Below are 18,466 nucleotides of genomic sequence, written 5' to 3'. Positions count from 1 at the left end.
AATGAGCGTTGACTACAGCTCGTTCACCTCCGCGGCGGGCGGCAACTGGTCCACCCGGCTGGGCCTGGTCAGCTACCCCGCGTGTGTGCTGAGCACGCCGAAGAAGGCCGCCTGCTGGTCTTCGGCGTCCAGAAGTGGTCCACGACCACCAGCTACACCGGCGACTCCACGGCCACCACCGCGGTGACCGGCGGCACCGCCACCCGCACCCTGACCGACGCGCTGGGCCGCACCACCGAGACGCGCACCTACGCCTTCACCCAGCCCGACGACCTCGACTACGGCGCAACCCTGGGCGCCACCTGCACCCACGTCAGCACCCAATACACCCCGGACGGCAAACCCTCGTTGGTCACCGGCTCGGACAACGCCCAGTGGTCCTACACCTACGACCTGTTCGGCCGGCAGGTCACGGCCACCGACCCGGACTCGGGCACCACGACCACCCACTACACCGCCCTGGACCAGGTCGACACCACCCAGGACGCGAACAAGACCACGCTGCTGTACCAGTGCCGCCGCCATGCCCACCGCGGCCTGACTCGAAACTGCCACCCGGCCCCAGCACTCCCTGACACACCATCAGCCGGTCACACTCGGGCCTAGAGGCATGCGGCCGACTGGGGGCGGTTGCTGTGATTGCTTTACTTCGCTGCTGTACCGCAGCGGGCTATCCGCTGAGAGCGTTCGCGAGAGCCACGAAGATGCCCACGCCGAAGACGGCGAGGACAACGAGCCCGACAACCACCAACGAGCAACACGAGGCGACCGCCACCATGGCCCACGCCCGCCCCACGGCCTGGTGATAGTCGGTGTCGTCGTCCCAGTTCTGATCAACCACGTTGCCCCCGCCACTTATTGTCTGATCGGGCACGCAGGGCACCACGACTCAACGCTTCTGAAGATGTCTTGTTGGTTGCGCGCCCCGTTACTCGGGCAAGCCCACCCAGTTCTCCGGGACGAGCGGCGCAGGCATCAGCCACACGGCGAAGGCCACCTGGGCCATCACCTGGAGCACCAGCGGCTCGGCCGTGGCCGCCCCGATGAGCGGAAACGCAAAGAGCACCATGGGGAAGGCCAGCAGGCACCGGAAGAGGGTGACCTCCATGTGCTGATGGGCCAGTCCGGCCACGATTGCCAGGAGCACGGTGGGAATGCCGGTGAAGGCCAGCATCAGCAGGCCGACCCGCATGCTACCGAGGAAGGACGAGTCCGGGACCACCAGCGCGATGACGATCCAGACGGCCATGTCCAGCAGGACGTACGACAGGACGCACCGCCCCATCCGAGCCAGCACCCGGCGCATGCCAGGGCCGGCCGTCGCGTGGGTCATGGTCATCAGCACTCCTTTGTGCGACTCGCACCCCGCAGCATTTGAACACGTTCAACATAGGCCATCAGTGGTCGTATAGCGAGGATGTCCTGGCACCCGACGGCCGCAGGCATGGGTTGGTGGAGTCTCGATGGCCGATTCAGGCTCAGCGATTCTGAAAACCGTCGTGGCAGCGATGTCACCGTGGGTTCAAATCCCACACCCACCGCAGATGAACGGCCCCTGACCAGGTGAGGCGGATTCAATCGATCGGGGCCGTACTCATGTGCGCTGTCCGTCGATCACCGTGGTTCCCCGTCAGTTCTCGGTCGATCGGGCACGTCAGGGGCACGGTCACCTCGGTTTCTCAGGGGAGTGGTCCAGGACCATTTTTACTGGTTCGGACTGTCAGTGCGGCTGAGAACACCGGTAACGCTGGCTGCGAAAGGCTCTCGCTCAGTGCGCGGCAGCGGCACCTCGGCCAGCAGTTTCTCAAGGGGAACAAGTGCGAGCTAGATCCGGGCGGAGCAGCACTCGTCGATGAGTACATCCAACTCTGGCTCCGTACCTGTGGACTTCCTGGAAGGCCTCGCCTGCACGGTTACCTCAACCCACCACTCGCCCTGATGATCTGCGGGGTTTTGCCGGTGGTGGTTCGGCAGTGTGATGTCAGTGCGTCAGGTATGGGGTTTGTTCTGTTCGGCTTGTTGTGGTTGGCGATTCGAGTGGTGACATGTATGCCGGTCTGGGGCTGATGCTTTTGGTGATGATGCAGGTCAGTTGGTTGCCGGTCGGTATGACGTGTCCGGCTTCACCGCCCTGCTGCGCTGCTACACCGCCCACTCCACTCCCAACCTGGCGAGTGCGCGGAGCTGTTCGGTGTCGAGCTCGCCGTGTCGGGTTTTCTGGTTGCTGAGGAAGATGCCGAGTCGCACCGTCGTGCCGTCGGGGAGTTCTTCGACGTGCTGTCTTGCGACGACGGGCTTCCCTTCCCGCTGGATGTATTGCTGGAGGGCCATTACAGTAAGCGCGTTGGTTGGCCGGTGACCGTCTGACTGGCCCGGGTGAGCGCCTCTCAGTGGCCTGAAAGGCTTCCCCCTGCCTCTCTGTCGTACCCCGCTTCTATGCTCCTGCGATGACGTCTTACGAAGGCACGCACCCCGCCGTTCTCGTCCGGGTGGGTGGCCGCCACGCCCAGATTGACGAACAGCTCGCACCCACGATCCAGGCGATCTGGGAGTGCGGGTTCGACACCTTCACCTGCTGTCAGGATCTTGCAGAGAGCAACGCGGACTGGCCAGAGAAGCTGCCGCACATGGCGGAGTGGGTGGAATCCCGGCGTGGATGGATGCTCATCGACTTCCCGGTCGACAGCGGACTCGCCTTCCTCTCCGCCGTGGCGAACGCCGGCCCGCGGGACGCGTTCTACGTGAGGATGACGCACTGGGCGGCCCCGGACGCATGGGACGTGACGATCAAGCCAATGGACGCGGCGATGTTCAAGGAGGACATCCCGTCACGGTTCCGCCTGCAGCTGCTCCAGGTGAGCTTTCCGGCCTCCGACCTGCCGGAACTGACCCGGCGCCTTCGCGAGCATGCCGCAGGCCGCTCGGTGCCGCCAGCCCCCGCTGACTGGAGCACTGTCGGCCGTTAGGGTCTGGGATCACCGGGGCGGCTCCGCCTCAGTAAATGGCCCGCCAGGCAGCGGACGGGAGGGGCCCCCGCCCGAGGTGGTACCGGAGCCCGTCACTAGGCTCCAGCACCATGCCCAGTGATCTCGGATTCACCTGCACGTGCTGCGGCGCCCAGCACTCTGAGCTGCCCATGAACTACACGGCCGAAGCCCCGGCCGTGTGGGATCCGTCCCTTGCTGGTGCCGATGACTGCCTGCTTTCCGCGGACCAGTGCGTGGTCCGCGGGCAGCACTACTTCGTCAAGGGCCTGATCGAGATACCAGTCATCGGCAGCGACGAGGTGTTCTCCTGGGGCGTCTGGGTCTCGCTCAGCCGAGAGAACTTCTCCCGGGCCGCCGATCTGTGGGAGACCCCCGGCCGCGAGGCCGAGAAGCCGTACTTCGGCTGGCTCACCACCGACCTGCCGGTCTACCCGACCACGACCCTCTATCTGAAGACGCACGTCCACACCCGCCCGGTCAGTGAACGCCCCTTCGTCGAGCTGGAGCCCACCGACCACCCCCTCGCCGTTGAACAGCGCACGGGTATCACCCTGGACCGCGTGCGGGAGATCGCGGCGGCCGTGCTCCACTCCGGCGACGACGAGCAGTGAGCAGCGTGCCGCCGGCCTTCGTTCACCGGATCACCAAGTACGACCCGGCCGACCGCGACGAGCACGGTCACTACACCGGCGCCGAGGACACGGTCAGCGACCACGGGCCAGTCGAATCCGCCTACCTGGCGGCGATCGCCGCGTTCGCGGAGGCTTCGGGCATCGACCGGTTGGAGATCCGCGAGCCCGCGGTCACCGGCCTCGCCCACTTCGGCGTGGAACCGCCGGCTGAGGGACACGGCCTGGACGGGCTCTTCCCGCCCGACCTGACCGGCTACCACGACGGGGCCGAGGTCTCCCTTCCGGTGGCTCTGGAGCTTGTCCGGGCCATGCTCCGCGACGAGGGCGCCTGGTGCCGGCTGGAGACGGGGGACGTGTTCACCGTGCATGTCGGGTGGGACCAGTACGTGTACGTGGGCAGCGACCGACCCTGTCCCGACGCCGTCGCCCGGACGCGGGAACTCGGCCTCTTCCCGGAACCGCTGACGGCCTCGCCCTACGCGGCGGAGTTCGACGAGGCGGAAATGACGGAGCCGGCCGACGAGGACTTCTGGGCGCGCGTGCGCACGACGCTGGCCTCGCGACAGACCGCGCTCCTAGAGGAAGAACACGTACGCGGTGCCTCCCGCTGGCACCGCCTCACGGCGGAGAACCTCGACGCGGTCCGCGCCGGACTCATCCCGCGCGCCCTGCTGACCGTCTGGCCCGACCTGACCCCCGACGTCGGCGCCGTCCTTGCCGCACTGCCCGAGGACGGACCCGTGGAATTCGTCTGGGAGACCCAGGACGGCAGGATCAGCCACGCGATCGTCGACGACACTCACTACCAGGAGCTCTCCGTCCACGTGGCCGGCGCACGGGCAGCCCGCGCCCTGTCCCTCTATGTCGACGAACGCCACCCGCTGTTCTGCGCCGCCCTGCCCGACGGCGATGGCGTGCTGCGCGCGCGGTGGTGAACCACCTCGCGCCGGGCGAGCGGGCTGGTGCTGTGCATTGAAGTTGTCCAACCAGGCCAGGTGTCGTGCTCAGTCACAGTTCGCGATAGTTGGCGAGCCGCCATCAGAGAGCGATCAACTTACGCAGAGTTGCGGACAACTGCAGTGATCCGTGCCAGCTGCAGGGGAAGTCGTGCTGCTCTGGGTAGGTGCTCCGTACGACGTCGGAGAGACGACATCAGCAGTAATGTGATGTCGATCGATACATGGCCATGTCGATCGATAGTTGGCCAGCGGCTGCTTCCCGCCCGGATTCGCGGGTCGGGCACAATCAGGAGCTGTGTCCATATCTCCTGACCCTGCCGTCCTATATCCCGACGTTGCGGCCTGCGGCAGTCTCGCCGTAGCGCTCCGGCTCGCGGCGGAAGGCTGCCTCGACTCCGTTCCCGTCGAGTCGCCCGGCTCCGGTTCGCTGCTCCACGAGAGCGTTGCGAGCACCCTGCCGCACCGCGAGCCGCTGCAGATCAGCGCATGGGAACACGAGCGGCGGTGGTCGATCCGCGGCGAGGAGCCGTTCCAGGGCTCATGCCTCATCAACGGTGAGACGGACGACCTGGCCCAGGTCGCCAGGGCGGCCCGGGCCTGGCACGACGGAGAGTCTCTCGGAGACATCCGCCGGGCGGCACCGTTCGTGCACCTGACCGGCCGCTTCGAGGTGCCCGATCTCGATCCCGTGCGTCTGGTGGAATCCGAGTGGCAGAGCATGCTCCAGCAGGCACGTGAACTGGAGTACTCCTGGCAGGAGCAGTACCAAGCCCTGATCGAGGCGGCGTACGCAGAGCCGGCCCTGCGCGCCCTCTACCCGTTCACGAGCCACTGGGCGCTGCGCTTCTCGATCACCACCCGCCCGCGCCTGACTCTCGGCAGCCCGTGCCTGACCGCGGGCGGCGACGGCACGTACGGGGTGGGAAACGGCTTCATCACTCCGAACCTCGGCGTGTTCACCACGCCGCACGAAGCCGTAGCACTGGCCGTGCGCCATCTACCGTCCGGCCTCGGCCCGATCTTGCTCGGCCTGCCGCTCTAGCCACCCCCCGACTCCTCCATGCACCACACCTGTTTGCACGGCCCTCCGCGCACCAGGCATCAGGACGTGGCAGACCGTATTTGAGAGAGGGCTCGCCCCGGATCCCGTCCACCGGTGGTAGCGGAGGTCTGTGATAGGAACCGGCTGTGGCTGAGAGCTTGATCGACGTAGTGATCGCGGACGACCAGGAGCTGGTGCGCGCCGGGTTCGAGATGATTCTGGATGCCCAGCCGGGAATCCGGGTGGTGGGCGTGGCCGGTGACGGTGTCGAGTGCATTGATCTGGCACGGCGGCTGCGCCCGCATGTGGTGCTGGTCGATGTGCGAATGCCGCGCATGGACGGTCTGGAGGTCACCCGCACGCTCGCCGCGGAGCAAGCCGAATCACGACTGAACATCGTGGTGATCACGACGTTCGACCAGGACGACTACGTACGCGATGCACTGCGCTTTGGTGCGTGCGGCTTCCTGCTCAAGGACGCTACGCCCGCGCTGCTCGTGGAGGCGGTGCGAGCCGCCTCACGGGGAGACGCGCTGGTGTCGCCCGCGGTGACGGTTCGCCTCCTGCGTCAGTTCGGCCACGGGCCGGCGGGGGACGGCGGGCGGGCCGAGGTGGATGCGGCGGGGCTCAGCGGCCGTGAGGTGGAGATCGTGCGGCTGGTGGCGATCGGGCGCACCAATCAGGAGATCTGCGAAGAGCTGTTTCTGTCGCTGTCGTCGGTGAAGACGTACCTGGGCCGGATCCAGACCAAGCTGGGGGTCCGTAACCGGGTCGAGGTGGCGGCGTGGGCCTGGGAGTGCGGTCTGGTCACGTCCCGGCCGTGACCGCGGGCGGCCCGTGGACGCCGTTCAGCTGACGGCATGGGCCGGGGGGCGAGGCAGCCGTGCGGTGACGTGCCACAGGCCGGGGCCGGCGGGGCCTGCCTGGAAGGTTCCGTCGAGCGCCTCGATGCGTTCTTGCAGGCCGATGAGGCCAAGGCCGCCGCGTCCTCCGGCGGGGTTGGCGGGCTGGTGCTGGGCGGTGGTGTTGGTGACGGTGACGTGAAGCCAGTCGGGGTCGGCGTCCATGCGGACCGTCGCGCGTTGTCCGGGTGCGTGACGGTGGATGTTGGTGAGGGCTTCCTGTACCACCCGGTAGACGGAGGTCTCGACCTCGGGGCTGAAGCGTGTGCTGCGGGCGGCCGCGCTGACCTCCAGGCGGATGGGTGGGCTGTCGGGGTTGTGGCGGGTGAAGTCGGCGGTCAGTTCGCCGAGTTCGGCCAGGAGGTCGCCCGGCCGTAGGGCGGCGTGGTTGTCCTCACGCAGGACCCGGACGAGACGGCGCATGGACTCGAGGGTTTCGGTGCCGGCCTGGGCGATCGATTCCAGGATCGGTTCGACCTTCTCGGGAGCGGTGGCGTGGATGGTGCGGGCCGCGTTGGCCTGCACGATGATGCCGGTCATGTGGTGGGCGACCAGGTCGTGCAGGTCGCGGGCGAGCGCGAGCCGCTCGGCTTGGCGTACGTCGTGCACGGCGCGTTGTCGGCGGGCCTCCTGCGCACGCAGGGCGGAGCCGAGGATCACGCAGACGGCGAGCACCATGGTCAGGACGTAGGTGCCTGCGACGAAGGTGTCCTTGGTGCGGTCGCGCAGCGGCAGCAGCAAGATCGCCACGATGAGCGGGGCGATGGTCCAGGCCGCTGTGCTGGCGGGCTGGATCTGGGCGAGCACCCGGATGACCAGGAGCAGTAGGGCCAGGGTCTCCAGGAATCCCCAGCCGGGCCAGTACTGCGGGGCGAAGAGGCAGACGCAGCTGAGGGCGATGGACATGGCTGCCACCAGCACGGCGCGCTGGGTGAGGGAGGGCATCCAGCGGTTGTCCGGGAGTGCCAGGGCGGCCAGTGGTCCGGTGATGAACACGGGGATCCAGCTGGTGACGGCCGTGCCCGAGGCTGTCGCATCTGACGGGTGCTGCATGAAGAGCACCGCGAAGTCGGCGAACCAGGTCAGGGTCAGTACGACGAGCGCGGCCACGGAGATGAGGCGCCGCGTCCCCGGCGAAAACGGAAGTGTTGAGTCCACACCTGTCAGCGTAGGAACCCGAGCTGGCCGAAGGCTGTCGGCCGATCGGCCGACAGGACGTGTCACAGACCCTGCTTGAGGCTGACGTCGCAGGCCAGGGCGGGGGCTGAGGATAGAAGCACGGCGCTGGGCCCGGCCGCCGAGGCCCGGCGCCCGTCCAACGTCTTCGGCCCTCGACACGGACTCGGCGGCCGGAGCGCGCGCCGCGGCCTGTGGGGACGGCGCCCGGCGCGCAGGGCGGGGACCTGGGCGAGCGGCCCGATGGTCCCCGCCCCATCACCGGCCGGTGTTGGGGTTCTTCCTCTGCTCATCTCTCCTTCTCACGTTCGGAGTCTCTTTCTCATGGCCACGTTCCTGCACCGGGTCGGCCGCGGCGCCTTCAAGCGCCGCCGGCTGGTCCTGCTGCTCTGGGTCGTCCTGCTCGGCGCCGTGGGCGCTGCGGCGGCGGGCAGCAGCGGCAACGCCAACTCGAGCATCACCCTGCCCGGCACCGAGGCGCAGAAGGCGTTCGACCTGCTCGGCAAGAAGTTCCCCGCGGCCAATGCCGAAGGTGCCAGCGCCCGCATCGTCATCCAGGCACCGGACGGAGAGAAACTCACCAGCAGCTCCCACCAGGCCGAAGTCGCCCAGCTGCTGAAGGACGTGCAGGGTTCGTCGTCGCAGATCGCCCAGGTCACCGACCCCTTCCAGGCCAAGACGATCAGTGCCGACCAGTCCACCGGCTACGCCCAGGTCACCTACAAGGCCAAGCCCGGTGACCTGACCGGCACCGACCACGACCGCCTCGATCAGGCCCTCGACGAGGGCCGGGACCAGGGCCTGACCGTGGAGGCGTCCGGCAGTGCGCTCGCTCCTGCCGAGGCCAGCATGTCCAGCGAGGCCATCGGCTTCGTCCTGGCCGCCCTCATCCTGGTCATCACCTTCGGGTCGCTGGCCGCGGCCGGCATGCCGCTGCTGACCGCTCTGATCGGCGTCGGCATCACCACCAGCGCCGTCACCGCCCTGGCCGCCACCCTCGACCTCAGCAGCAGCACCTCCGCGCTGGCCTCCATGCTCGGCATCGCGGTCGGCATCGACTACGCGCTGTTCATCGTCTCCCGCTACCGCTCGGAGCGCGCCGACGGTTACGACGCACGGGAGGCAGCGGCCCGTGCCAACGGCACCGCAGGCTCCGCCGTGGTCTTCGCCGGCCTGACCGTCGTCATCGCGCTGGCCGGCCTCGCCGTCGTTAATCTGCCGCTCCTCACGGCCATGGGCCTGGCCGCGGCCGGTGCAGTGACCATCGCCGTCCTGGTCGCGATCACCCTGGTTCCGGCCCTGCTCGGCTTCGCGCCCGAGCGTGCCCGCGGCCGTGCCGCGCGCAAGCAGCAGACGTCACCTGCCGTGCAGGAGACGCACGTCAAGCGGCCATTGAGCGAGCGGTGGGCGGCCTTCATCCTGCGCCGTCCGCTGAAGGTTCTCCTCGTCGCTGTACTCGGGCTGGTGGTTGTGGCCCTGCCCGCCACCAAGCTGGAACTCGGGCTGCCCGACGACGGATCGCAGCCGGCCTCCACCACCCAGCGCAAGGCCTACGACATGCTGGCCGACTCCTTCGGTCCCGGCTTCAACGGCCCTCTCACCCTCGTCGTGAGCGACGACAATCCGGCCACGGCCAAGACCGCGGCCGGTGAGCTGGGCGATCAGATCAAGGGCATGGAGGGCGTCGCGACCGTCACCCCGGCCGCCTTCAACCCGGACGGCGACACGGCCATCCTCACCGTCATCCCCACGAGCGCCCCGGCCGGCGACAGCACCAAGAACCTCGTCCACGACATCCGTGAAGTCACCCACAACCCGGACAACACCGGCGGCGCCGAAGCTCTGGTGACCGGCACCACCGCCCTGAACATCGACGTCTCCGCCAAGTTCACCAGCGCGATCTTCCCTTACCTTGCGCTCGTCGTCGGCCTGGCGTTCCTCATCCTCGTCCTCGTCTTCCGCTCCATCCTGGTCCCGCTCAAGGCCGCCCTCGGCTTCCTGCTGTCGGTCCTCGCCTCCTTCGGCGCGCTTGTCGCCGTATTCCAGTGGGGCTGGCTCAAGGACCTCTTCGGGCTCCAAGTCACCGGACCGATCATGAGCCTGATGCCGATCCTCACCGTCGGCATCGTCTTCGGTCTCGCCATGGACTACCAGGTTTTCCTCGTCAGCCGCATCCGCGAGGCCTACGTCCACGGAGCCGAACCCCGCCAGGCCATCACCGATGGTTTCAAACACAGCGGCCGGGTCGTCACCGTCGCCGCACTGATCATGACGTTCGTCTTCGCCGGCTTCATCGGCGCCAACGAAGCCATGATCAAGGCGCTCGGCTTCGGACTCGCCATCGCGGTCCTCTTCGACGCCTTCGTCGTCCGCATGACGATCGTCCCCGCAGTCCTGGTCCTCCTCGACCGACGCGCCTGGGCCCTGCCGAAGTGGATCGACAAGATCCTCCCGCACGTCGACATCGAAGGCGAGAAACTCGCCCGCCCCGCCCAGCCCACGGGCAAGCCGGCGGCAAAGGACCCCGCCTACAGCGCCCACCGCTGACCAGGCCGCATCAGGCGCCCGCACCCATCCACGGTGCGGGCGCCTCGCATTACACAGCCAGCGCACCGCCGTCGGGAGAACCTCATGCGCAAAGGCCCAGTCCTCATCCTCGCCGCAATCGTCGCCCTGGTCTGGCTGTCGAACTACACCAAGCAACAGACCAGCGAGCTACCCGACTTACGGCACCTGACCTTTCACAACGTACAAACCCGAGCTCAAGCAGCCGGGTTCAACCGCATCACCACACAGGACGCCCTGCACCGCGACCGCACCCCCTGGATCGCCACCACAGGGACGGTGTGCTTCCAGCAACCAGCACTCGGTCAGTACAGCATCACTACCCAGATCAGCCTGGCCGTCGTCAAAACCGACGACACATGCCCATGACCGCTCCGCTCGCTCTCACCATTCCGGATCCACCCACCACCGGCCACGCACCGGCCTGGCGCCGGGCTCTAGAACACCTGCCGCCACCCTGGTCCTCGATGTCACCCGGATCCTCACGCAGGCGCGGCCTGTTCGGTCACCCACGTACCGAGCCCTGAAACCCCAAGACGTCCTCGCCACACCCTGCTGGACAACGGACAAATCCGAACCCTGTCCATAATTTCGGCTCGTATCACCAGCCCGGCCCCTGCGGCAGCACCGCAATGGCACGGGCCAGCGCCACGTTGATCGGGAGTTCCATGCCTTTATGCTGCGACCAGGCGCTGATCATGGCGCGCCAAGTGCGGTGTCCGGCCGGCACACCTCGCAGGCCTGAATTCCGTCAGCGAGGGCGGCGAGGGCCTGCTCCCGGCTGATGGCCCGCAGCTGCTCTCCGGCGGCGAAACAGTCCCCACGGTGGACCTCGGACCGCAGAGTGCCGACACCGACGTCGGTGATGCCCCAGTCCGGGAAGGCACGCGGGCGCCCTTTCCCGCTCTCCCGTTTCCCGGCCGGCGCCTTCCCCTGTTCTCTGCCGTGCTGCCGCTGCGGCGCCCGCCGCTGCTGGCCCTGCCGTTCTTGGTCCTGGCGTTCTTGGGCTTCGAGCTGCTGGATCCGGCCCCGAGTCTGACGCAACTGCCAGTCCAGCCAGTCCTGAAGAGCCCGGAGCTTGTCGAGGCGGGATATCGACCCGGGGTCGGACACGGCTACGCCGCCTCGTCCCCGGCAGTTTCGTGGGCGTGCTTGAGCGCCATCCGCGCCGCCACCACACCACTGTCGAGGGTCGCCCAGTACGGGTGCGTCGCCACCACGGTGCTCAGCCGGAGCAGCTCCGCCTGGAACCGGCGCACTTCGGCGGCCTGCTCCTGCGTGTAGCCGGGGCTGTCGGCCTTGCCGGACCGGTAGGTGCTGTGGAGCTGCTTGTCGGCCTCCCATCCGGGGGCCGGACCGAGAACCCCTCGGTCCGGCCCCCGGTGCGAGGGCCCTACCTGTCCGTCGGGACCGGGGTGGCCTTCAGCGTCTCCCGCATGATGCGCGCGCCCTGCTCGGCCATCTCGTCGATAGGGACGGCGAGTTCATCGGGCGTCATGTCGATCGTCCAGACGAAACGGCTGCGCCCCTCGGTGTCGGCGAGGACCTGCATCGAGGCGTGATGGTGCTTCGGCGCCATCGAGCCGCCGACCACCGCGTAGGCCACCCGGCGGGCCGCATCATCGATGTCGACGATCAGCTCGTGCACGACCACACCGTTCGCGAAGGTCACGATCCTGGTGTCCGCCTCCATGCGGGTGTCCGTGACGAAGCCCGGCACCAGGCGCTGGTGCACGGCTCCGACCTCACGCAGGGCCTCCCAGACGTTTTCCGGGGAGTTGTCGATCAGGAATTCCTTGTGGATGTGAGCCATGTGTCCTTACTCCTGTCGGGGGATGTGTCAGGCACCGGTGGTGAGGCAGAACGGATGCCCCTCGGGATCGGTAAGGACGACCCACTGGTCCTTGCCGGGCTGGAACGCGGGCCTCGACGCTCCGAGGGCGAGGATCCGGCCGGCCGCCTCCTCCAGGTCGGAGACCGTGAAGTCGAGGTGGGCGTGCTTGGCATCGGCGGGCCAGCCCGGCGCCCGGTAGCCCTCGATGCGTACGAACGCCAGGCCGGGCTGCTCCCCGCCGGCCAGGGAGGCAAAGTCCTCGCCGCTGTGGGTGATCTCCCAGCCGGTGACCTTGCTGTAGAACTCGGCGAGCCGAACCGGGTCACCACAATCGATGACTACGGTGCTGATCTGCGCGAGAACGGACATGACGGCGACTCCTTGAGCGCGGTACGGGATGACGTGCGACGCCGCTCAGCTTGCTTGCCACGCCCCATCCCGGTCTTGAAGATCCTTGCGGCAGGGCCGATGTCAGACCCCCGACGTAGCGTTCAAGAGTGCTCACCACCACCGTCCTCGCCACCCGGCCCGACTTCCGCATCACCACGGCCAGCTGCCGGGACGACCACACCCGCTGGTCACAGACGGAGGTGCGCGAGGACTACCGGGTGGTGCTCGTGCGGCGCGGCCGGTTCCGCAGGCAGGTGGCCGGCGCCCCGGCCGAGGTCGACCCGACGACGGCCTATCTCGGCGTGCCGGGTGAGGAGGAGCGTTTCGCGCACCCGGCTGCCGGGGGCGACGAGTGCACCTCGATCAGCCTGACGCCCACGCTGTGGCGGGCCGTGGCCGGTGAGGACGCCCGCCCGGCTCGGCAGAGCGTGTACGTGGACGCCCGCCTCGACCTGGCCCACCGCCGCGTCCTCGCGTCCGCCCACACCGGCGACGTGGACCACGCGGTGACCGAGGAACTCCTCGGACTGCTCTCCGCCACCGTCGGACAGGCCGTCGACGGAGCCGCCCCGACCGGCGTGCGCCCCGGCCGGGACGAGGGGCCGCTCGTCGCCGCGGCCCGGCAGGCGATCGGCGAGGCCCACCCCGCCTCCGAGGGACTGCTGCCGCTCGCAGAGCTCCTCGGCGTCTCGCCCTACCGTCTGAGCCGCGCCTTCACCCGCGAGCTGGGAGTCTCCCTGACCCGCTACCGCAACCGGGTCCGAGTCGGCCGCGCCCTCGACCGTCTGGACGCCGGCGAGGAAAGCCTCGCCACCCTCGCCGCCGACCTGGGCTTCTCCGACCAAGCCCACCTCACCCGGACCATGCGCCACTACCTCGGCCACACACCAACGGCACTGCGGCGGCTCCTCGCCCCAGAATCGCTTTGAGGAGCCGGAGGAGCGCGCCCGATACGTCTTACCGGCGCCCGTCCGGCCGTTAGGGTATTGAATGGGTCGCCGGACGACGCATCGTCTGACGAAGGGGCGCGCCCAGTGGCTCACCTGATGGGCTCGATGACGGCGAGTGCCGTCCCGACGACCGCAGCGATTTCGCCAAGTATGGTCAATGCCGGGCGCTTATCCCCTTTATCTTCGCTTTCGAAGTACCAGCCGTAGATGCCCACTGCCGCGGAGGCGAGAAAGAAGACCGCGAGCGGTTTGTTCGTCTGGCGATCTTGCCTGCGACACCTCCCACGACAAAGCACAGAAGTAGCATTCATACGGCTTTGTCGGTCATGCCGTGCCCCCCGTCAGGATTACCAACAACGCTCACGATCCTGCCGGAAAGACGAACAGTGCAAGGCGCACTTCACGGAAGGGGCCCCTTGGGCCCAGCGCATGCCGATCTGGGAGAGTTGCTCGATCCGTTCCGGGGTCAGGGTTGCGGCTCTGCTGCGTTGGTTGCCGATCCAGGCACCGAGCCTGAGCTCCCAGTGCTCCTGCTGTTTCTGGTCCTTGCCGTCGCCGCCGGTCACGATGGTTTCGGTGTGTTTGCGGGGGATGCGAAGGTGGCCTTCACGTTCGTAGAACTGGGTCGCGGCGGCGAGGTGCATTGCCCACTTGTCGGCCTGGCTGGTGCGTGGTTTCGGTTTCTCGTCCTTGCTGGCGGGTGTGATGCCGAGGATGTGTTCGCACATCCACTGCTGCACCGTGGTGAGTTTGTCCCACGCGAGCCTCACCGATGTCACCCATCGCCCGAGATCGTCGCCCTGGCGCAGGATGGCGCCTGCCTTGGTAGGCAGCGTCTCGCCCGTGTCCAGGTGGATACGGGTCAGGTGGAAGCACCGTTGCCACGTGACCGGCCAGCTCGGGCACCAGGATGCGTCGATTTCCTCGGGCTGCTCGCGCCGTTCGTCCGACAGCGCGCCGGTCGATGACTGGACCGGCAGGCCTTCGGCACGCCGCTGTGACGGAGCAGTGATCTTCAGGGGGTTTGGCTGCTCTGGTCTGGTGTCCCGTCTTTTGGTTGGGATTCGGAGCTGGAGAGCGGTCGTTTTCGGGGTGTGGCTGGCGTGGCCTGGTGGTGTGTTCGGTTTGGTTGTTCGGGTGTTTGGCCTGTGGTCTTGTAGTTGTGTGGGAATGATCTTGACCTTCCCGTGTGCGTGGTGGTGCGTCTATAGGCAGCTGCGCTTGCTACTGGCGCCGGTGGGTCTTTTGTGCTGGTCTGCTGCGTGTGGGTCAGGAAGGCGCGGAGCGGGTCGTTCGCGCTGGGGGGCAGGCGGGTGAGGCCGAAGATGACCGAGGCCATCGCGCTGGCCAAGCTCCACGGCACCGCCGAGGTTGACCGGGCCCACTCCTACAGGCATGACAGCGCCAACGGGCCTCCATGCAGAGCTGGTCGACAACCTCGTCTCTGCCAAGAGGTCCGTTCTTCCATGCACACCAACCGGCCAGCAAGATCGTTCGAGGCGTCCCCCACCTGCCCCACCCACCGAACACGGTCCGGTTCACCACCACGCTCTGATTCTCTGCGCGCCCCTACCTGACAAGTTGACAACACCACGCACACCCCTAGACATCCGATCTATCCTTCGGTCAAGATGATCGCGCCCTCGATACGCGGCGACGCGGCTATCCCTCCCTCCGTGAAAGAGCCGATGAATGAGTCGGGAGATCTCACCGTGATGAATGAATTCCAACCGCAGCGACGAAGGATCCTCAAGTTCGGCAGTGCCTTCGCCCTTGCACCTGTGATCACTCAGCTGACTGGCGGCATCCCTGCGGGCCAGGCCTCCGCCATCACGGCACCCGGCGCTCTTGGGGCGCCCCTCAACCAGACGGCGGTCACCGCGCAACTTGCAGACTCCAAGGGCAAGCCCCTGCGTATGTGGTACACCACCCCGGTGTCTGACTGGGAGAACCAGGCGCTGGTGCAGGGCAACGGCACGACTGGCCTGATGGCATTCGGCAACCCCGGGCGAGACCGCCTCCACTTCAATGAGAAGACCCTGTGGAGAGGCGGGCCTGCTAATGGGCGCACCTACCTCGGTGGCAACAAGGCGACGGCGATCACGCCTCAGCAACTGAACAACTACCGCCTCGCTCTCGACAACAAGGCCACCAACGTCTTCGGCCTCCCGCCCACCGGCGCCGGCGGCGCCAACCCGCAACTCACCAGCCTGATGTTCGGCGACACAGGTGGAATGGGCATGTACCAGGACTTCGGTGACCTCTACCTGGACTTCAGCGCCACCGGCATCACCGACGCATCGGCATCGAACTACGTTCGCGACCTGGACATGAGCACCGCCGTCTCGACTGTGAACTTCGACCACGGCGGCGTGCACTACCAGCGTGAGTACTTCGTGAGCCATCCTGACCAGGTCGCCGTGGTGCGCCTAAGTGCCTCCGAGCCGGGCAAGCTCACTTTCACGATGTCGACGACGGCGGCGAGCGGACTGACCACCACTGCCACCGCGGATCCGAACGAGAAGCGGATCACCCTCGCCGGCCAGGTGAGCGACAACCAGATGCGGGCCGAGATGCAGCTCAAGCTGCAGAACGAGGGCGGAGCTGTCTCGAGCGGCGATGGCCGCACGCTGACGGTCACCGCCGCCGACACCGTCACGCTCGTCTACTCGACGGGCACGAACTACAAGAACGATTACCCGACGTACCGAGGCGAGGACCCGCACGGCAAACTCACGCAACGCGTGGACTCCGCCATCGCCAGCGGATACGGCGCCCTGCTCGATAGGCACCTGGCCGACTACCAGGAGCTCTTCTCGCGCGTGCAATTCGACGTAGGCGCGACCATACCCGACATCCCCACCGATCAGCTCATGAGGAACTACCGCGCAGGATCCTACGATCTCGCAGTCGACCAGATGGCGTACCAGTTCGGTCGCTACCTCAGCATCGCCGGCTCGCGGATCGGCGACCTTCCCACAAACCTCTGCGGTCTGTGGATGATCGGCAGCGCGAGCGCCTTCTGGGGAGCGGACTACCACTTCAACGTCAACGTCCAGATGAACTACTGGCCGACGATGATCAGCAACCTTGCCGAGACCCAGGTGCCGTTCAACGAGTTCGTCGAGTCGCTCGTGGTTCCGGGTCGACTGACGGCTGAGCGGTCCGCAGCGGTGGAGACCGAGGACTTCGCACACGCGCCGCTCGGGACCGGCAAGGGATTTCTCATCAACACCCAGGTGAACCCGTTCGGGCACACCGCGCCGATCGGTTCGCAGGAGTACGGCTGGAACATCGGCGGATCGTCGTGGGTGATGCAGAACCTCTACGACTACTACCTCTTCACCGGCGACGAGACCTTCCTGCGCGACACCGCGTACCCCATGCTCAAGGAGATGGCCGCGTTCTGGAACGAGTACCTCTGGTACAGCCCGTACCAGAAGCGACTTACCGTGGCGCCGAGCGTCTCAGCCGAGCAGGGCCCGACAGCCGTCGGAACCGCATACGACCAGTCCCTGGTGTGGGAGCTCTACCGCATGGCGATCGAGGCCTCCGAAAAACTCGGGGTCGACGCGGACCTGCGCGCGGTGTGGCAGGACAAGCAGTCGCAGCTCAACCCGATCCTGATCGGGCAGCAGGGTCAGGTGAAGGAGTGGTTCGAGGAGACCACCCTCGGCAAGGCCCAGGCTGGCGATCTCCCCGAGGTGGGCATCTGGAACTTCGGTGCTGGTGGCAGCGCCAACCAAGGCTCTGTGCACCGCCACACATCGCAGCTCGTCGGGCTCTTCCCCGGCACGCTGATCAGCAAGGACACGCCCGAGTGGATGGATGCTGCCATCAAGTCGCTCGAGCAGCGCAGCCTCAACGGCACGGGTTGGTCCAAGGCTATGAAGATCAACATGTACGCCAGGACCGGCCTCGCCGAGGACACCTACTCCATGGTGCGCGCGATGCTCGCCGGGAACCGGAACGGCCTGATGGACAATCTGCTGGACTCCCACCCGCCGTTCCAGATCGATGGCAACTTCGGGCTGACCGCAGGGATGACCGAGATGCTAGTGCAAAGCCAGCTCGGCTACACCCAGTTCCTCCCGGCACTCCCCATTGCGTGGAAGGACGGGAGCGTCGACGGCCTCGTCGCGCGCGGAAACTTCGTCTTGGACATGAAGTGGGCAAATGGCGCCGCCACGGAGTTCCGGGTGATGGCTCGCAACGGCGGCACGTTCGTCGGTGACTACCTGGGCATCGTGCAGACTACGGTAAAGGACGCGGACGGCAACCTCGTGGTCATAAAAGCCAACGGCGCGAACGAGATCTCGTTTGACACGACCAAGGGGCAGACCTACACGATCGCCTTCGAGCCCGTAGGTGTTGGGTTCGCCAACGTCTCCTGGCACGTCGATCGCGCCGAGACCGTCGGGGAGCTCGCGAGCTCCGCCGCGGAACAGGTTCGGCAGCACATCGCGCAGGCAGAGCGCCTTGCCCAATCGCCCGCGCCGAACCGTGCGGTCACTTCGCAGCTCGACAATGCGGCACGAAAGGGGAAGGCGAGTACGAAGTTGGTGGAGGCACTCAGGGCGCTAGCAGCCACATTCCGCTGAACCACCGAGGCGTGTGCCCGGCGACGTCGGTTGCCGGCGCACGCCCACCTTGCTAGGGGCGTGGGTTAGTGTTCGCTGCCGTAGTAGGCACCGTCCCGGCCGCATTGCACTGGTATCTCGGAGCCTGGCCCGCCACGCCTTCGCAACCTTGACGAGACACCGAGTACTCCGGAGTGCAGTTGTCCCTCAACTCCCGTGACACGCACGGTGAACGAGCCGATGGTCACATGCTCTACGTCTGCGTGGGGCAGAGCGATGTTGAACGCCTTCGTCCTTCAGGCGGCAGTCGCGGAGGATCTTCCACGTCTTCATGCGTGTGAAGGCGTGCTCAACGCGGGTGCGGATCTTGCGGTGGGAGGCGTTGTGTTCCTCTTTCCAGGCCGGTAGTTCGGCCTGGTCACGTTCACGGCGGTGCGGGATGATCAGGC

20 protein-coding genes and 1 tRNA gene are annotated in these 18,466 nt (G+C 67.1%); 11 read left to right on the top strand and 10 right to left on the bottom strand.

All coding sequences use genetic code 11. The features are described 5' to 3' along the window. The first annotated feature begins 81 nt into the window (after positions 1 to 81). Entirely contained in the window at positions 82 to 606 is a 525-nt protein-coding gene (locus ACFU8W_RS23325) for a hypothetical protein (RefSeq protein WP_384040322.1), read from the top strand. A gap of 64 nt (positions 607 to 670) precedes the next feature. Here the strand turns inward: ACFU8W_RS23325 and ACFU8W_RS23320 are convergent, their stop codons facing one another. After that, a complete protein-coding gene (locus tag ACFU8W_RS23320; protein WP_384040319.1) occupies positions 671 to 874 on the bottom strand; it encodes a hypothetical protein in 204 nt (67 codons plus the stop codon). A 54-nt stretch (positions 875 to 928) separates the two neighbouring features. Next, complete coding sequence (locus tag ACFU8W_RS23315) at positions 929 to 1,339, bottom strand: hypothetical protein (protein ID WP_384040316.1); 411 nt, start codon at positions 1,337 to 1,339, stop codon at positions 929 to 931. A 108-nt stretch (positions 1,340 to 1,447) separates the two neighbouring features. Between ACFU8W_RS23315 and ACFU8W_RS23310 the strand changes: the two genes are divergently transcribed. Next, positions 1,448 to 1,541 (top strand) — tRNA-OTHER (locus ACFU8W_RS23310). A gap of 601 nt (positions 1,542 to 2,142) precedes the next feature. On the opposite strand, the gene ACFU8W_RS23305 is transcribed toward ACFU8W_RS23310, so the two are convergent. Further along, positions 2,143 to 2,331, bottom strand: coding sequence for a helicase associated domain-containing protein (locus ACFU8W_RS23305; RefSeq protein WP_384040314.1), 189 nt, complete (start codon positions 2,329 to 2,331; stop codon positions 2,143 to 2,145). A 116-nt stretch (positions 2,332 to 2,447) separates the two neighbouring features. Here ACFU8W_RS23305 and ACFU8W_RS23300 point away from each other — a divergent pair, with 116 nt between their 5' ends. The 5 genes from ACFU8W_RS23300 (at position 2,448) to ACFU8W_RS23280 (ending at position 6,444) form a co-directional block, all read left to right on the top strand. Then, positions 2,448 to 2,966, top strand: a complete 519-nt coding sequence (locus ACFU8W_RS23300) for a hypothetical protein (RefSeq protein WP_384040311.1) — start codon at positions 2,448 to 2,450, stop codon at positions 2,964 to 2,966. A 170-nt stretch (positions 2,967 to 3,136) separates the two neighbouring features. Further along, on the top strand, positions 3,137 to 3,598 hold the full coding sequence (locus ACFU8W_RS23295) for a DUF2199 domain-containing protein (RefSeq protein ID WP_384040741.1): 462 nt from the start codon (positions 3,137 to 3,139) through the stop codon (positions 3,596 to 3,598). After that, positions 3,595 to 4,554 carry an RNA-binding protein gene (locus tag ACFU8W_RS23290; RefSeq protein WP_384040309.1) on the top strand — a complete coding sequence of 320 codons (960 nt, stop codon included), beginning with the start codon at positions 3,595 to 3,597 and terminating at the stop codon, positions 4,552 to 4,554. The genes ACFU8W_RS23295 and ACFU8W_RS23290 overlap by 4 nt, the downstream gene beginning before the upstream one ends. A gap of 319 nt (positions 4,555 to 4,873) precedes the next feature. Continuing rightward, entirely contained in the window at positions 4,874 to 5,620 is a 747-nt protein-coding gene (locus ACFU8W_RS23285) for a DUF6193 family natural product biosynthesis protein (RefSeq protein WP_384040306.1), read from the top strand. A 170-nt stretch (positions 5,621 to 5,790) separates the two neighbouring features. Further along, positions 5,791 to 6,444 (top strand): response regulator, encoded by a 654-nt coding sequence (locus ACFU8W_RS23280; protein WP_384040303.1) that lies wholly within the window; start codon positions 5,791 to 5,793, stop codon positions 6,442 to 6,444. A 24-nt stretch (positions 6,445 to 6,468) separates the two neighbouring features. Here the strand turns inward: ACFU8W_RS23280 and ACFU8W_RS23275 are convergent, their stop codons facing one another. After that, positions 6,469 to 7,680: a sensor histidine kinase gene (locus ACFU8W_RS23275; RefSeq protein WP_384040300.1), complete on the bottom strand. Its 1,212-nt coding sequence runs from the start codon at positions 7,678 to 7,680 to the stop codon at positions 6,469 to 6,471. Positions 7,681 to 8,022: 342 nt separating this feature from the next. On the opposite strand from ACFU8W_RS23275, the gene ACFU8W_RS23270 reads away from it, so the two are divergent. Beyond that, the gene (locus tag ACFU8W_RS23270) at positions 8,023 to 10,245 is read left to right on the top strand and encodes an MMPL family transporter (RefSeq protein WP_384040297.1); all 2,223 of its coding nucleotides are present in this window, start codon (positions 8,023 to 8,025) and stop codon (positions 10,243 to 10,245) included. 84 nt (positions 10,246 to 10,329) lie between these two features. After that, positions 10,330 to 10,632: a hypothetical protein gene (locus ACFU8W_RS23265; RefSeq protein ID WP_384040294.1), complete on the top strand. Its 303-nt coding sequence runs from the start codon at positions 10,330 to 10,332 to the stop codon at positions 10,630 to 10,632. 327 nt (positions 10,633 to 10,959) lie between these two features. Here ACFU8W_RS23265 and ACFU8W_RS23260 read toward each other — a convergent pair whose 3' ends face one another. The 4 genes from ACFU8W_RS23260 to ACFU8W_RS23245 form a co-directional block, all read right to left on the bottom strand. Continuing rightward, positions 10,960 to 11,376 (bottom strand): DUF6233 domain-containing protein, encoded by a 417-nt coding sequence (locus ACFU8W_RS23260; RefSeq protein ID WP_384040291.1) that lies wholly within the window; start codon positions 11,374 to 11,376, stop codon positions 10,960 to 10,962. A 2-nt stretch (positions 11,377 to 11,378) separates the two neighbouring features. Further along, the gene (locus tag ACFU8W_RS23255; protein WP_384040288.1) at positions 11,379 to 11,522 is read right to left on the bottom strand and encodes a hypothetical protein; all 144 of its coding nucleotides are present in this window, start codon (positions 11,520 to 11,522) and stop codon (positions 11,379 to 11,381) included. A gap of 134 nt (positions 11,523 to 11,656) precedes the next feature. Beyond that, entirely contained in the window at positions 11,657 to 12,076 is a 420-nt protein-coding gene (locus tag ACFU8W_RS23250; RefSeq protein WP_384040285.1) for an SRPBCC family protein, read from the bottom strand. Between the two features lie 27 nt (positions 12,077 to 12,103). Continuing rightward, positions 12,104 to 12,466, bottom strand: a complete 363-nt coding sequence (locus ACFU8W_RS23245; protein WP_384040283.1) for a VOC family protein — start codon at positions 12,464 to 12,466, stop codon at positions 12,104 to 12,106. Between the two features lie 128 nt (positions 12,467 to 12,594). Between ACFU8W_RS23245 and ACFU8W_RS23240 the strand changes: the two genes are divergently transcribed. After that, positions 12,595 to 13,416, top strand: a complete 822-nt coding sequence (locus ACFU8W_RS23240) for a helix-turn-helix domain-containing protein (protein ID WP_384040280.1) — start codon at positions 12,595 to 12,597, stop codon at positions 13,414 to 13,416. A gap of 368 nt (positions 13,417 to 13,784) precedes the next feature. Here ACFU8W_RS23240 and ACFU8W_RS23235 read toward each other — a convergent pair whose 3' ends face one another. Beyond that, positions 13,785 to 14,207 carry a helicase associated domain-containing protein gene (locus tag ACFU8W_RS23235; RefSeq protein WP_384040277.1) on the bottom strand — a complete coding sequence of 141 codons (423 nt, stop codon included), beginning with the start codon at positions 14,205 to 14,207 and terminating at the stop codon, positions 13,785 to 13,787. Between the two features lie 861 nt (positions 14,208 to 15,068). Between ACFU8W_RS23235 and ACFU8W_RS23230 the strand changes: the two genes are divergently transcribed. Then, positions 15,069 to 18,038 (top strand): glycoside hydrolase N-terminal domain-containing protein, encoded by a 2,970-nt coding sequence (locus ACFU8W_RS23230; RefSeq protein ID WP_384040274.1) that lies wholly within the window; start codon positions 15,069 to 15,071, stop codon positions 18,036 to 18,038. A 186-nt stretch (positions 18,039 to 18,224) separates the two neighbouring features. On the opposite strand, the gene ACFU8W_RS23225 is transcribed toward ACFU8W_RS23230, so the two are convergent. Then, a partial coding sequence (locus ACFU8W_RS23225) for a transposase family protein (protein ID WP_384040271.1) occupies positions 18,225 to 18,466 on the bottom strand: 242 nt, incomplete at its 5' end.

This window comes from Streptomyces sp. NPDC057565 (assembly GCF_042801455.1).
Classification (GTDB): Bacteria; Actinomycetota; Actinomycetes; order Streptomycetales; family Streptomycetaceae; genus Streptomyces; species Streptomyces yanii.
The sequence above is the reverse complement of the archived record's forward strand: the minus strand, read 5'-3'. Positions and strand labels throughout refer to the sequence as shown.